Source organism: Pedobacter cryoconitis, assembly GCF_014200595.1.
Taxonomy (GTDB): Bacteria; Bacteroidota; Bacteroidia; order Sphingobacteriales; family Sphingobacteriaceae; genus Pedobacter; species Pedobacter cryoconitis_C.
In genome coordinates this window covers 1,619,844-1,635,170 of sequence record NZ_JACHCG010000001.1, presented here as the reverse complement: position 1 = coordinate 1,635,170, position 15,327 = coordinate 1,619,844, and the positions used below count along the sequence as shown (strand labels likewise).

The window sequence follows — 15,327 nt, the reverse complement described above, 5'->3', positions numbered from 1 at the left end:
CTTACAAACCATTGCCATTATACGCTCCGCGGTTAGGTAAAGCAGTAGATGAAACCATATTCCCATAATAATCTTTACCACCATTGTCCGGGATGAGAGTTCCGGAGTTCAGTGCTTGTGACCCAATAGACAAACGATATCCGTTCACCGTATTTATACCATTGAGGCCATTGCCCGGACTCACAAATAATGGATCTGCTATTAGCTTATCCGGATCAGCAGGTTCTCCAGAAGGGTGATTACCATAAAAGGTATTGGAACCGAATACTCCCAAAACTCCGGGAACTATATAATTTCCACTGCCTTGATTATAAACAATGTTGTTTTTAAAATAATAAGCCTGGTTTAAATCACCTTTTCCTCCTCCATCATCCCATGCATGATCTATAATGTTTGTATTCAAGCCCGATTTAATATAAATTGTATTATTATATATCATAGTTCCTGGGGTAATGCCACCTGCAAAATTGAAAATGGTACGCCGGTCATTTTGACTGATGTTATACCTGACTATACTGTTTACTGAATTGGAGGCGTCCAAAATCAACATAAAACCTCCGGCATTGTCATGACTATAATTGTATTGCATGATAAAATTATAAGAATCGATATCCATATCAAAACCTTGTCCATCCCCATTGCCATCTAAAGCCTGCGTATTAAAGGCCTCATTAAATTGCGTGATACAATTACGGCCACGTGTAGGCCAGATAGCAGCGGCCCCATTAAACTGACCATCTTCACGATAGCGGCCACAGTTATTAGCAACATTATGATCAATCAGTGCTCCTTCGCAGCCAAATATCAGGATGCCGTCGCTATCAATATCTTTGACCGAATTGTTCAGCACTTTTACATTTGTGGAGGCGTGACCACTGGCTTCCCACACATTATCCCATACTACAATTCCTGTACGACCGGCATCTTCAACAATATTACCTTCAATGGTTACATTGTCGAAACGGTCTGTTCCAGCTGTTCCGGTAGTCACCACAGCAATCCCTCCAAAAGCATGAGGATCGAAACCAGCATACCTGAAACTACCCGAAACTGCATGAACGTAATTGTTACGGATGATAATATTACTGGTCACCCCACCACCGGTATTCTGAATAAAAATACCCTGACGGAATACATCTCCACGAGTTGCACTGTAATTTGAAACCTCCAGATTTTCAATAATCCAGTTTGATTGATTGAATAGATAAACCGGAGCGCCTATAGTTCCACTGAGGAAAATTTTAGGTTTTGCACCAGTACCATAAGAGCTGATCCTGATCGGACTTGTTGCACTTCCAGATCCTTTAGGGTAAAGCTGCGCATTCCATATCCCCCCGGATTTCAGTAAAATAGTATTCCCCGGTTGAAAAGTTGTAGCATTCACCTTTGCTATTGTTTTCCATGCTGTGCTTTCTGAAGTGCCAGCATTCGAGTCTTTTCCGTTATCCGGGTCAATATAATAGGAAGCAGTACGCTCAGCTGTCACTTTTTTTATAGCTGTAATTTCTACAGGCCCAATCTTTCGGCAAGAGAAAGTCACAAAAACAACAAGAAAATAAAGCATAATGTTCTTTTTCATAGGTACAGGATTTAAAACAAATTAGGAATAATTACTTGCCTTCCTTTATTCATCTTGTTCACCTGCATAAGGCCGAAAAATCGTTAAACTGTCCTCTTAATTTATCATTTTATAATCTCTGCGATTCATTTTGTAATCCCGATTCGCGTTTATCTCTAGTCTTGATCTTATTATTGCCAAACCGGTAAGTAAAATTCAATCTTATCTGGCGGCTTTCCCCCACATACGTAGTATGAAGCAATAGCTTATCCAATTGCGTATCTGTATTTATCCTGTTTGCCTTCCATAAATCAGTAACAGCGAGTTTAAGCGTTGCTTTATCTTTCATCAAGTTCTTTTGCAGTCCCAGATCGACCTGTGAATTACTTTTGATATAAGTATTCAGCCCACTTATATTTTTCGAATTAACTATACCAGCAATTTCAGCTGTCATATGACCTGGCAGATTAAAAGTTTGCTGAACATTAATTGTACCTGCGAAACGGCTGCGGCTATAGTTACCATATTCCAGAGTACCTGCTTTATTCTCCAGACGGTACCCGATCCCGGTCAGGCTCACATTCCACCATTTAGCCAGGATAATTTGCTGGGTAACAGTCAAGTTAAGGTTATTCTGAAGCCCTATATTTCTTGGGATCATAATAATCCTGTTTTCTTCTAAAACCTCCGTTATCCCACTGCTCAGATCATTTGTTCTGGTATAACTGGTTGATACAGTTGTGTTTTTGTAACTGTATTGCAATACCAGGGTATTTGCATATTGAGGCCGTAGAAATGGATTCCCTTTCCAATAAGAAAGTTCATCTACCGGATAGGAGAATGGATTCAGATCATTATATGCAGGACGGTCAATGCGGCGGGCAAAACTTAAATTATACGCCCCTGAATTTTTAGTCTTATAAGTGATACCCGCCGTGGGAAAGATATTTAAATAGTTTCTGACTACCAGATCCGGCGACTGAGTACTGCCTTCGCGCGGCTGCAAATCTCCTTTAGAATGTGTATTTTCCAGCCTTACGCCAATATCCATACTGAATTCGTCATTAATAGGTGCCTCATACTTCAAATATCCTGCGGTTATTTGCTCCTGATATTTGAAGGTATTTGATAAATTAATATCAATCACATTCACACTACCATTCTCATCATACTGATTGAATACATTATCTGCGTTTACATTAGAAAACTTTGCACCGGCTGCCATTCTCCCCTTCCCAACCGGAAAACCGTAATCAGCCTTAACCGCATATAATTTAATATCCCTGCTATTGGCTACCAGGAAATTATTGGAGGATTGAAAATCACCGTTTGGCGCATAAAAACTATTGGTACTCAGATTTTTTGTAGCCGCATCGAAGATTCCATAATCAGCATCTATATCAAGCGTAGTATTCTTACTCCCTTTGTACCGGTAATTCAAGTTAAAATTATACCGGTTGGCCTTCTGATCCGGGTAGTCACTCTGGCTTTTCAGCGTCTGTAAAAGCTGGCCCGTTGGCTGATCGTAAATATTCGTTAACGGAGTAATCAAACCGCCACCACTGGAGAAATTACCATTCATCACCACACCAATCGTTTTGGTTGTATCGATAGCATAATCCGCCCCTATAGTTGACCCGATACTACGGCGTTTATCAACATCATGATTCGAATTCAAATAAACCTTTCCATTGGTTGTCCGGTCATTGTCATAGTCCATAGCAAAATGTCCAAAATTATGGTTGTAACTTCCAAACAGGTTAACTTTCCCTTTACGGAAGTTAAGATTCATATTGGTATTTTGCTTTAAGCTGACCCCATAAGCAATCCCATTATTGATACTTCCATTGAAACCTTCAGCAATTGATTTTTGAAGCACAAGGTTAATAATACCACCGGTACCAGCAGCATCATATTCAGCAGATGGGTTTCTGATAATCTCGATAGATTTTAAATCGGAAGAAGACATCGTTTTCAGCAGTTGTGCCAGTTCCGCAGCTTGTAAATAAGTTTGTCTGCCGTTAATCATCACCAGTGCACCGTTTGCCCCGTTCAGTGTAATTGAATTATCCTGATTGACGATTACGCCCGGAGTTTTCTTCAATGCTTCCAGCACATTAGTCCCTTGCGCAGTTATACTTTTCTGGATATTATAAATCATTTTCCTGCCTTCAATCTTAACCAGAGGTTTATTAGCTGAGCTTTGAATAACAATTTCCTTTAAACTACGGGCGGTTGTTTCAATTTTGACAATACCTAAATCCAGACTTCCTGATAACTTTAAGAGTTCACTTTGGTAAGATAATGTGCCCAAATAACTGACAGAAACCATGTAATTTCCGGCAACAACAGTAAAAGCAAAAGTTCCATCTATAGCAGTCAATCCTTGTTTAATGACCTCACCAGTATCGCCATCTTTTAAAAATAAAGTTGCACCATCAATGGCCACATTGTCTGTATTCCTGATGATCCCTTTTAAGGTTATATTATTTTGAGCGAAGCTCTTTGAAAATAAGCAGGTGAGAATAAAAATAAATAAGACTTTTTGCTTTAAGTTAGAATTAATCATGAATAGGGGCTGCAATATTTCGGTTCTGTTATAATCTAGCGGAGAGAAAGTTAAGATAAATTAACTATTTGAACGATAAAAAATGCTACTTTATTAGTCCGAACTTCTATAGTCACCCTTTATTTTGGGACTTTTGTCCCTACCCATACCACAAAAATCTTCTGACATTGGTATTAACCAACAAGGAAAAAAATGATACTAACAATCTTAACCTATTCCATCACTGGCATCTTCATCGCACTTTGGTCTTATGCATCATTTCCAAAGTTTCGTAACCTGAGATATTTCAGAGCAATACTACGCAGTCAGGCTATTCCTAAATGGATGGTTTCCCCGCTTACGGTACTGCTGCCCTTAACTGAAATCGGAATTATCATTCTCCTGATCAATTCGGCAACCAGGTTATTTGGGATGTATCTTTCACTAACGATGATGCTCATTTTTACCATCTACGTAGCGGGAATCATGTATCAGGCTTACGACCGGTACCCATGTCCCTGTGGAGGCTTTTTCAGTCATATGGGATGGAGAAAACATTTCAAAGTGAATATTGCCCTGACCCTGCTCGCTTTAGTTGGTGTGATCCTGCTGGAACGTTTACCGCACTAGTCCTTTACCCGCTTCTGCTCGCTTTCTGCACCATTTCCATCATGCTTCCGTAAATTGGAGATAGTTTTACCGAACCTGTAGCTCAAAGAAAGAACACCGGTACGGCTATCGATTACATTATGATAATCAGCTCTGGTCAGTGCTAAATTATTAATTACGCCACTATTCACAAACGAGTGAAATACATCGTTAACCACCAGCTTAACCGTGGTACTCGCTGACAATTTTTTAGCAATAGCCACATTCATCCTATTCCGCTGGCCAGCAACAAACTGTACATTCGTTACTTTACTTTGATAATAACCATCCAGCTGTATCGTCCAGTCTTTTCCGGCTTTAAACTGTAAAATTGGTTTTAAATAGACGAATGTCCCTTTAGTATCCAACTGACCGGTATAAAATGCACTGATTGTATGAATATTGGTTACCTGTCCATAAAAATGAAAGTTAAACCAGGAAGCCAGATCAAAACTCCCATCAAAAGATAGCGACTTCACCGTAGCATTCCCGATATTCCCTGGTCTGCTGTAATAAATACCATCAACAATTTCAATAGTTTCATTCACCTGATCTATTGATTTCCCATAACTCAGTGACGTTGTAAATTTGCCCTTATAGGTATGGGACAGCTCAATGCTATTTGTATAAGATGGCTTCAAAAAAGGATTTCCTGTATAATAAGTAAACTTATCAATTGGTGATAAAAATGGATTTAAGTCCTGATAGTAAGGTCTTTCAATTCTTCGTCCATAATCCATACTAAGCAAATTAGTACCTGCGGTATCAAGCTTATACTGTAAAAACAGCGTAGGAAACAGCCCAGTATAATTACGTTTAAACGTAGAATCAGTTTTCTGTGCATTCCCTAACTGGTGTCCGTTAGAAACTGTATTCTCCAGCCTCAGTCCAGCCTGTAGCGTTAACTGGTTAAAATCTTTATTTGCATTTACATAGGCTGCATTAATATGCTCTTTATATAAAAAATGATTGGTTTTGTTATAATCAGGCTTGGTAACCTGGTTTACAGTATAAAAATAATCGGCGGTATTGCCGGTCTGCGTATAACTGGTTTTAAGTCCTGTTTCTAATTTGACGCCACTTTTCAAAGGATGCGAATAATCTATTTTAGCAGAATATATGTTAATCCCCGCAGGCAGAGATCCACTTAACAGATAATTGTTTACAGGTAATCCATCCTTCGGGTAACTATTGTTATCAAATGACTGATCATTCCGAGTTTTATAGTTTACATAATCTATATCTGCCGTTAATTCCCTGCCGTTTTTATCATACAGATGCCTGTAATTCAAATTAAAACCAATGTTTTTGAATTTATTCTGTTCTCTGTTATCCGCCAGAACAGTAGAATCCATCAAATTCTGAGCATTTGTAAAAATACTTTCAACAAACATTTTTTGTTTCGTAAGACGGTATAGGCCAGTCAATCCAATACCAAAAGTGGTTTTCTCCGAAAAATAGTAATCCATACCGACCTTGCTGGTATAACTTTGTCCGGTTGTGCGGGAAAAAGAATTCTGTAAGAAGTTAGAAACGACTTCTCCATTTACATTTTCAAAATGCCGGTTAATATTCAGATCGCTATAGTTATTAATCACTGCATACCCGAAATTCCCAAACAAGTTCACTTTATTATAACGGTAATTGAAGTTAAGACTATTATTGGTTCGTGCATATTTCCCCTGGACATAACTCAGGTTAACTCCACCGTTAAACCCTTTTAATTTGCTCTTTTTCGTTCTGATATTTACAATTCCACCACTCCCGGCCGCATCATATCTGGCAGGAGGATTAGTCATCAGCTCAATCTGATCAACGGTGGACGAAGGCAGCGATTTTAAATAACTTTCCAGATCTGCTCCTGAAAGATTAGCAGGCTTATCATCAATAAATATAACTGCACCTTTTCCCTTTAAGCTGACCCCTCCGCTTTGATCAATCATAATGCCCGGTGATTTTTCCAGGACTTCATAAACAGTACTTCCTGCACTGCTGATCATTGCGTCTACATTGATCACGGTACGGTCTATCTTTTTTTCTATCAAAGGTTTCTGACTGCTTATTCTGACCTCTTGTAAAGCCAGGCCAGTTTGTTGCAACCGAATAACAGGTAAAACCATATTCACATTTAATTGGAAACTATCTCCCTTATAAACTGAATGTCCGATCATCATCACAGCAACCCTGTAAGTACCAGGTTTTAAATGAGCCAAACTAAATGCTCCTTTTGAATCAGTAATTACTGTTTGAACAGGTATTGAATCAGCAGTTTTATAAAGGGAAACAGCAGCACCATCCAATGGAATATTACTAATAACCTGACCACTTAACGTCAATCTATTTTGTGCAACTGCAAAATTTGAGATTGTAATGAGCCAGGCGACCAATAGCGTTATAATTCTAAGTTTCATCATTGTTTATTTGAGTTGAAACAAAAGTGCTGTCATTCAACCGGATCGACGGTTAACAAAGAGTTAATGAAGAGTTAACGGGCACATAGATATAACTTAAATAATTGTAGTATCATTATATTTGACAGCGCAGATGAACAAGAATCACACAACCAGAGCCCTTTTAATAGCATGCGTAATCATTGTATGCACCTTATCCTTTATTCAGTATTATCTGGTCAGAAACACTTACCGGCTTACCAGGGATAATTTTTATAAAGAAGTAAAAGAAGGGATACTTATGATTACCAATACCCCTGCGATGATTTCCGTAGAAGAGCAAACCAGAGCAGAGTTACGGAAAACGGTGATCCAGTATATAACCAACGGAATGAGCAAACCTGCGTTTATAAAATTATTAAAAAGCAACACGCAGGAAAGCGGTCATAAATTCAGCGTTTACCTAAAAAAAATGCTGGATAAAAAAACTGGTTTTGAGGATATAGTCTATAAATCACAATTTGATGAAATCATCTTTGAAACTGATGGAAAATCAGACACATTACTTGCTGCTTCGGCAAAACCTATTGTCTTTTCCGCAGATGACTTCCACACAGCGCATACGATTATTTTAAATAAGGATGTGACGCTGAGCACTGGAGATGATTTACGCATTTTAATCAGACAATCAAATCTCATGGATATTTCCAAGCGGGAAAATGAAGTTATCAAACGTATGGGTGGTGTATTATTTCTCGCTATTGGTTTAATTGTAGCTGTGATTATTTTATTATACCTGGTTTTTAGTGCGATGATCAGACAAAAGAGACTGGCAGAAATGAAAACAGATTTTGCGAATAACATTACCCATGAGCTGAAAACCCCTTTAAGTTCCGTAAGTATAATTTTAAAAAGTATCTTATTAAAAGAAGTGCAGGAAAAACCACCCTTGCTGAACGACTTGTTGCAATCACTAAACAGGCAGCATGGAAAAATAAGGCAACTCGTGGATAGCGTACTCGATAGTGCAATGATAACGGCTATAAAAGTTGAACAAAAAGAGCTGGAAATTACTGGATTTCTGCATGAGTATGTTAACGACTTAGCTATTGCCAATCATGAATTGATAGCAGAAATAGAGACAAAACCACAAACATTGCTAACCAATGCCGTGACGTTAGAAAAGATATTAAACATATTAGTAGATAATGCTGCAAAATATAGCGAAGAAGGCATGTGGATTCATTTGACGGCTTTCCAAACCCAAACTCATTATCATATAGAAATTACTGATCAGGGATCAGGTATTCCTCTACAGTATCAACAGCATATTTTTGATAAGTTTTACCGCATTCCAGAGGAAAATAAGCATACCGTTAAAGGTTTAGGGCTTGGGTTATATCTCGCTAAACAAGCGGCCTTACAGCTCGGCGCTGAGCTTACTTTGAAAAGCAAATCAGGAAAAGGCAGCACATTTTTAATCCGTTTACCCATATGAATATCAAAGTATTAATTGTAGAAGATGATATTGATCTGGGAAACCTGTTAAAACAATATTTGGAAATAAACAATTTTCAGGCACATAGAGTGTTTAACGGTATTGAAGCCCGGGAAGAACTGAAAAGAGAAACATATGATATTCTAATTATTGATGTGATGATGCCAAAAGAAGATGGCTTCACATTGGCAGAAAAACTAGCGCAGACTTATCCGCAACTCCCCTTTCTGTTTGTAACTGCCCGTAAATTAAAAGAAGATATCCTGCACGGCCTCAAGCTAGGTGCTGATGATTATATTTTAAAACCCTTTGACGCAGACGAGCTGATTCAGCGGGTAAAGAATATCTTAAAACGAACAAAGGCTACTTTGGTTGCTCAGGAAATCATGCAGATTGGCAATTATAAATTCGAACCCGGGAATCTAATGCTTACTTTTTTGGAAGAAGTTAAGCTACTTACAGAAAAAGAAGCTCAGTTACTTCATTACCTGTGTTTGCATCAGAACCAGATCATCAAGCGAAATGATATACTTAATCACTTATGGAAAGAATCTGATTTCTTTAACGGCCGGAGTATGGATGTATTTATCAGCAGGCTGAGAAAGTATTTAGCACAAGATAAAACCATCCATATTGAAAGTATAAGAGGAATTGGCTTCCGTTTTATCATTGATAACTGAGGTTATCACAAGTTTTCCGGTAAAAATACCGCCTATTTTGACGTAAACAGCATTTTTTTCAATTCATAATGAGGCATTTAAACACATAAAGCAGATTAACGCTTGCAGAAATGCACATTATTTGTACTTTTGTCGCGGAGAGTTGGCAGAGTGGTCGATTGCGGCAGTCTTGAAAACTGTTGACTTGTCAAAGGGTCCGCGGGTTCGAATCCCCCACTCTCCGCCAAACAAAAATGCTACCCACAGGGTGGCATTTTTTGTTTTTAATCCAGTTCTGCGCTGAAAGCGCAAGACTGGATTAAAAACAAAAAAGGTCATTGAGCGAAGCGAAAAGCATTTTTGGTTGAAGCCTCCCCCAAAAGGGATCAGCGAGAGCAGCGAGCTAATCCACATTGGAGGATAAACCATTGGAAAGAAATCAGTTAAGCATACGTTTTTTATTAGATCCAAAACATGCCAAATTATTTAGTTTGTTCTAAGATTGTCGCAGATATTGCTACTTGAGCTGGGAATGCCTGACCAGCATCGCCATACTGATACATATGTTTTAGTATTTCCGTAACCCCCACAGCACTAGAATTCCTCATACTTAATAAAGCCGATCCACATCTATTAAGGTTTTCATAATTCTCCTCAATATTATATTTAGCCATAACAGCGCTCATAAGTTTTTTGATTGCTTCTGCCTGTGGCTTACCATCAAAGACAACATGTAACATTTCATATCCTTCTGCTGAACTTTTACCTGTATTACCTATTGTTGACGTACCAGATGATGATTCATTTAAAGGTTCATTATTATTCTGCGAAGAATTTTCATTTGCCCCATTATTTTCACATGAATACAGTATTGATGCAGATGCGATCAATACTGTTAATAATTGTCTTTTCATACTGATTTTTTTATCTTTAAAAAATTGATCTTTCGCTATATTGGTAAAGCCCCAATATTTTATAACATTGTTATTAAGCGTTAACTATCCAATAATCAAAAGTAAAGAAGATCAAATAACCTTCTTTATGGGAACCCGTAAACTAATAATTTTCAATATTTCAGTCTTGAAAAACCATATTAAAAAGACCACCAAACATTCTGTTTACCGATTAACCTCCCCACCAACCACCAATTCCAACACTCCACCCTTAACAAAATCTTCAAATCTAATCGACAACTCTTTCAAATTCAAACCATTAAACTTACCGCTTTGAATATAAACATGATCCGGATCTTGTTGACTAACCTTAATCAAAAACTCCTTCTTCCTCACCCCCTCGGGAAGTTTAATTCTCACACTTTCAAACAACGGCGCCCCTATTAAAAAAGAAGGATCAGGTCCCGTCAACCCTTTGACATCAAAAAGCCCCATAGAAGACAATACATACCATGCGCCCAACTGCCCTTGATCCTCATCCTGACCATATCCATAACCATGTATTCCATCAGTACCATAAAACTCATTGCAAATTGCCCTAACCCATTTCTGGCTCAGATCCGGTCTTCCTGCATAATTAAACAACCAGGAAACATGTAAATTTGGCTGATTCCCATGATTATACAGACCTTGAATTCCTGCAAAAGCATCAATCTGCGTCCCTCCACCAAATGAATTTTTCTGTGAAACAGTAAAAATACTATCCAGCCGGCTGCTGAAAGTTTCCTTTCCAATCAAATTTACCAACTGCTCTGGTGCCTGAGGCACATAAAATGTATACTGCCAGGCATTACCCTCCTGAAAACCTTTCCACGGTTCAAAAGGATCAAAATTATCTAAAAACCTACCCTCACTATCCTTAGGCCTGATGAACTTTGTAGCAGGATCATACAGTAACTTCCAGCCCTCTGAAAGTTTAGTCAACTGGTTATAATCCTCTGTTTTATGAAGAGCTTTAGCAAATTGCGCCGCTGCAAAGGCAGAAAAAGAATATTCCAGCGTATGAGAAGCCCCAAAAGGAGAACCTTGCGTATTTAACTCCGGGCTGCCAGTCAGATCCTTCAAATACGGCGAATAACCTTTCGCCACAAAAACACCAACGTCCAGCTTGCCAGCTCCGGGAATCCGGTCTTTAGCTTCCAACTCATTTCTCCGTACCGCTTCATAGGCTAATGAAACATCATAATTCCTGATTCCTGCATTATAAGCTGCTGCAATCGCCAGTCCTGTAAAATTCGTTCCAACACCTGATACGTATTTACTAGTAGCAATACCATCGCCAAGCCAGCCTGCATCCTTATAAACCAGCAATTGACTTTGTATCCAGTCATTATAATATTCCGGATAGGCAATGGCCCATAACTGAGTCAAGTTCCAGAAAGCACCCCAAATGGCATCCGTATTGTAATGATGAAACTTCGGAGTACCATTTTTCAATAGTGGGATCTGCCCTGTTCCCCCATCATTTTTAGGATAGGCACCATTCACATCACTAGCCAGGCCTCTGCCTGAAAGCGCGTGAAAAAGTCCAGTATAAAACTTAATACGATCCTGTTCCAATCCACCTTTTACTTCAATCCTGCCCAATAACTTATTCCAGTTTTGAATGGCATCAGCCTTTGCCTTTGCAAAAGTTAATCCTGAAGCTTCCCTCGTCAAATTGAGTTTGGCATTGTCCACAGAAGTATAAGAAAGACCTGTTTTAATTCCAATTTGCTCACCTTTCTTTGTCTTAAATTGTAAATATATTCCAGTACCTTTTCCCTGAATTGTTTTAACTCCTTTAAACTGTGTACTATCCTTAAATGAACCATAAGAGGCCGGCATTTTATCCAGTACTGCATAAAAATACATTGTCACATTTGCTGATTCCTGGTATTTCTGAACATATACAGGCTTGGTGATCACAAAGCCCCATATATGACCATGATCATAAGTCACTTTTGCATCAAGTACCGGCCCGCTCTCGCCCATCTTATGACCAATATCAAAGATAACATTGGCACTATCTGTTTCCGGAAAAGTATATTGATGAAAACCAACCCTTTCTGTTGCAGTAAGCTCTGCTTTGATATTATAATCTTTTAAAAGCACCCGGTAATATCCAGCAGTAGCATATTCGTCAGACTTATCAAAAGAAGACCTGTATCCTGAATTTTTCTCCTCCTTTTTGCCAGGAAATGTTTTCAGTTTCCCTACTGTTGGTGCAAATACCACCCCGCCAATCTGAAACTCATGAAAATTAGCAAATCCCTCAATAGAACTATGGCGGTCATCATATCCTACAGCTTCCCATCCTGATGGATTGCCTTCACTCCCATTTGTGCTGGGTGCTAATTTGGCCAAGCCAAAAGGAACTGCTGCGGGTGTATAAAAAAAATACCGGCTATGTGCAGACCCGATATTCGGCCTTACATATTGAACCGGCCCACCCGCTTGCTGTGCATAAAGTAAGGTCGCTTGAATACTAATTAATAAGAGGAAAACAATCCTTTTCATCATGGTTCAGGGTTTTGGTTTTATTAAAGAAACGATAAATACAAAATACAGTCAATCTAAATGTACATACATAATAATCAAATATATTTTAAATTCTTAACAATCCAAAATACATTAAAAAACAACCATTTACACATATTAATCATTCTAATTTCAAAAAAAAGTCAATTACCTATAAGGTAATATCCAAATTTTACTATACTTGTATGTACATATTATTTAGAAATCAACCAGATGAATAGACTCACCATATTGACCTGCTGTACTCTTCTTTCTTTACCTATTCACTCTTACTGCCAACAACCGCTTTACAAAGACGCCAGTCAGCCTATAGCATTACGAACTCAGGATTTAATTAAAAGAATGACGCTCAAAGAAAAAGCAGGTCAACTTTTAAGTCCTCTGGGATGGGAAATGTACGAACGACAAGGAAATAAGGTTAAAATATATCAAAAATTCAAGGACATCGTAGCCGAAAAACAGATTGGCATGCTCTGGGCAACATTCAGAGCCGATCCCTGGACACAAAAAACCCTAAAAACCGGTCTTAATCCTGAGATGGCAGCCGAAGCTGCGAATGAAATACAGCGATATGTGCTAAAAAATACGCGTCTTGGTATTCCGATATTTTTGGCAGAAGAGGCGCCTCATGGCCATATGGCGATTGGTACTACCGTATTTCCAACTGGTATTGGCCAGGCTTCCACCTGGAACCCATTATTATTAGAAAAAATGGCTGAATGTGTATCAAAAGAAGTGCGTTTACAAGGAGCCCATATCAGCTATGGCCCTGTCTTGGACTTATCACGTGATCCGCGCTGGTCACGTGTGGAAGAAAGTTATGGTGAAGATCCTGTATTAACGGGTACACTTGCTGCCTCCATCATTAAAGGATTAGGAGCAGGAAACCTGTCTGATCCTTATAGCACAATAGCCACACTCAAACATTTTGTAGCCTACGCCATACCTGAAGGAGGACATAATGGAGCTGCTGCCAGTGTTGGTGAACGGGAACTGCGTGAGTATTACCTGCCTCCTTTTCAGTCGGCTGTAAATGCCGGAGCAAAATCAATTATGGCCGCTTATAATTCCATAGATGGCATCCCTTGTAGTTCTAATAGTTTTTTACTGACTGATATTTTAATAAAGGAATGGGGATTTAAGGGTTTTACGGTATCGGATTTAGGAAGTATTGAGGGAATAAAAGGCAGTCATCGAATTGCGCGGGATTATACCGAAGCCGCTATCCTGGCACTCAAAGCTGGTTTAAATGCAGATCTCGGAGGAAATGCTTATCCCAACCTGATCGAAGCTGTTGAAAAAGGAAGAATTGAAGAACGGTTTATTGATACAGCAGTATCCAGAGTACTCCGTTTAAAGTTCGAAATGGGGCTATTTGAACATCCTTTTGTAAATCCCCAAAAAGCTAAGAAGGAAATTAACACACAGGAACAGCTCTTGCTTTCCCGCCAGGTAGCCAGAGAATCTATCATTCTATTGGAAAACAAAAATAACATTCTCCCATTGAAAAAAGGAATTAAGCTTGCTGTTGTAGGCCCTAATGCCGACAATGTATACAATATGCTGGGCGATTATACAGCTCCACAAGCTGAAGGAAATGTAATCACTATCTTACAGGGACTTCGCTCCAGATTACCTGATTCGCAAGTAAGCTATGTTAAAGGATGTGCCATTCGTGATACCACAGAAAATACTATTCCTCAGGCCATCGCAGCAGCAAAAGAAGCTGATGTAGTGATTGCAGTAGTTGGTGGATCAAGTGCCCGGGATTTTAAGACAGAATACGCTACAACAGGTGCCGCAATTGCAACAGATAAAACCATTGGAGATATGGAAAGTGGTGAAGGATTTGACCGATCCACACTAGATCTGCTTGGCAAACAAATGGATTTATTAAAGGCATTAAAAAAGACAGGAAAACCCCTCGTTGTCATCTATATACAAGGACGGCCGCTGAACATGAACTGGGCTGCTGAAAATGCGGATGCACTACTTTGTGCCTGGTATCCTGGCCAGCAGGGCGGCCCGGCCGTTGCAGATATCTTATCCGGAGATTATAACCCCGCTGGGCGGCTTCCTGTTTCTGTACCCAGAAGTGTCGGACAAATCCCTGTTCATTATAACAGAAAAAGTCCGCTTGACCATCGTTATGTCGAAGAAGAGGCCACTCCACGTTATGCTTTTGGTTATGGAAAAAGTTATACAACTTTCGCTTATCATGACCTGAAAATTAGCAAAGAAAGTACCAAAGGGACTTACCGGGTGTCCTTTATCCTACAAAATACCGGCCCCTACGATGGAGATGAAGTAGCTCAACTTTACTTGAAAAACCAGTTTGCCTCAATAGCCCAACCTATCAGACAATTGAAACATTTTGCACGTGTTAAACTTAAAGCGGGGGCTTCGAAACCCGTAGAATTTGAATTGACAGTTGATGACCTGTCTATCATTAATATGGAGATGAAAAAAGTATTTGAATCCCGCAGCACATTCACCATTATGATCGGGTCTGCTTCTGATAAAATCCAACTGGAAAAACAACTTGAAATTTAA

At 39.1% G+C, this 15,327-nt stretch carries 9 protein-coding genes and 1 tRNA gene; 5 read left to right on the top strand and 5 right to left on the bottom strand.

The features are described 5' to 3' along the window. Position 1: 1 nt before the first annotated feature. Together HDE70_RS06630 and HDE70_RS06625 are read right to left on the bottom strand one after the other, a co-directional pair. A complete protein-coding gene (locus HDE70_RS06630; RefSeq protein WP_221302014.1) occupies positions 2-1,579 on the bottom strand; it encodes a right-handed parallel beta-helix repeat-containing protein in 1,578 nt (525 codons plus the stop codon). A 109-nt stretch (positions 1,580-1,688) separates the two neighbouring features. After that, positions 1,689-4,127 carry an outer membrane beta-barrel protein gene (locus HDE70_RS06625; RefSeq protein WP_183888898.1) on the bottom strand — a complete coding sequence of 813 codons (2,439 nt, stop codon included), beginning with the start codon at positions 4,125-4,127 and terminating at the stop codon, positions 1,689-1,691. A gap of 192 nt (positions 4,128-4,319) precedes the next feature. Here HDE70_RS06625 and HDE70_RS06620 point away from each other — a divergent pair, with 192 nt between their 5' ends. Further along, positions 4,320-4,736: a MauE/DoxX family redox-associated membrane protein gene (locus HDE70_RS06620; RefSeq protein WP_183888896.1), complete on the top strand. Its 417-nt coding sequence runs from the start codon at positions 4,320-4,322 to the stop codon at positions 4,734-4,736. On the opposite strand, the gene HDE70_RS06615 is transcribed toward HDE70_RS06620, so the two are convergent. Next, positions 4,733-7,168, bottom strand: coding sequence for a TonB-dependent receptor (locus tag HDE70_RS06615; RefSeq protein ID WP_183888895.1), 2,436 nt, complete (start codon positions 7,166-7,168; stop codon positions 4,733-4,735). The two genes, HDE70_RS06620 and HDE70_RS06615, sit on opposite strands and share 4 nt — an antisense overlap. Before the next feature lie 130 nt (positions 7,169-7,298). Between HDE70_RS06615 and HDE70_RS06610 the strand changes: the two genes are divergently transcribed. From HDE70_RS06610 to HDE70_RS06600, 3 genes are all read left to right on the top strand, one after another. After that, positions 7,299-8,642: a sensor histidine kinase gene (locus tag HDE70_RS06610; protein ID WP_183888893.1), complete on the top strand. Its 1,344-nt coding sequence runs from the start codon at positions 7,299-7,301 to the stop codon at positions 8,640-8,642. Next, complete coding sequence (locus HDE70_RS06605; protein WP_183888891.1) at positions 8,639-9,322, top strand: response regulator transcription factor; 684 nt, start codon at positions 8,639-8,641, stop codon at positions 9,320-9,322. Before HDE70_RS06610 ends, HDE70_RS06605 begins: the two co-directional genes overlap by 4 nt. Before the next feature lie 136 nt (positions 9,323-9,458). Further along, positions 9,459-9,548 (top strand) — tRNA-Ser (locus HDE70_RS06600). Between the two features lie 235 nt (positions 9,549-9,783). On the opposite strand, the gene HDE70_RS06595 is transcribed toward HDE70_RS06600, so the two are convergent. Continuing rightward, positions 9,784-10,215, bottom strand: coding sequence for a hypothetical protein (locus HDE70_RS06595; protein ID WP_183888889.1), 432 nt, complete (start codon positions 10,213-10,215; stop codon positions 9,784-9,786). Positions 10,216-10,419: 204 nt separating this feature from the next. Next, a complete protein-coding gene (locus tag HDE70_RS06590) occupies positions 10,420-12,756 on the bottom strand; it encodes a GH92 family glycosyl hydrolase (RefSeq protein ID WP_183888887.1) in 2,337 nt (778 codons plus the stop codon). Between the two features lie 231 nt (positions 12,757-12,987). Between HDE70_RS06590 and HDE70_RS06585 the strand changes: the two genes are divergently transcribed. Continuing rightward, on the top strand, positions 12,988-15,327 hold the full coding sequence (locus tag HDE70_RS06585) for a glycoside hydrolase family 3 N-terminal domain-containing protein (RefSeq protein WP_183888885.1): 2,340 nt from the start codon (positions 12,988-12,990) through the stop codon (positions 15,325-15,327).

What these genes read in the sequence shown, in the direction of transcription:
- HDE70_RS06625 (WP_183888898.1), bottom strand. Translation starts at nt 4,127, where the DNA reads ATGATTAATTCTAACTTAAAGCAAAAAGTCTTATTTATTTTTATTCTC.
- HDE70_RS06610 (WP_183888893.1), top strand. Translation starts at nt 7,299, where the DNA reads ATGAACAAGAATCACACAACCAGAGCCCTTTTAATAGCATGCGTAATC.
- HDE70_RS06590 (WP_183888887.1), bottom strand. Translation starts at nt 12,756, where the DNA reads ATGATGAAAAGGATTGTTTTCCTCTTATTAATTAGTATTCAAGCGACC.
- HDE70_RS06620 (WP_183888896.1), top strand. Translation starts at nt 4,320, where the DNA reads ATGATACTAACAATCTTAACCTATTCCATCACTGGCATCTTCATCGCA.
- HDE70_RS06595 (WP_183888889.1), bottom strand. Translation starts at nt 10,215, where the DNA reads ATGAAAAGACAATTATTAACAGTATTGATCGCATCTGCATCAATACTG.
- HDE70_RS06605 (WP_183888891.1), top strand. Translation starts at nt 8,639, where the DNA reads ATGAATATCAAAGTATTAATTGTAGAAGATGATATTGATCTGGGAAAC.
- HDE70_RS06615 (WP_183888895.1), bottom strand. Translation starts at nt 7,168, where the DNA reads ATGATGAAACTTAGAATTATAACGCTATTGGTCGCCTGGCTCATTACA.
- HDE70_RS06630 (WP_221302014.1), bottom strand. Translation starts at nt 1,579, where the DNA reads ATGAAAAAGAACATTATGCTTTATTTTCTTGTTGTTTTTGTGACTTTC.
- HDE70_RS06585 (WP_183888885.1), top strand. Translation starts at nt 12,988, where the DNA reads ATGAATAGACTCACCATATTGACCTGCTGTACTCTTCTTTCTTTACCT.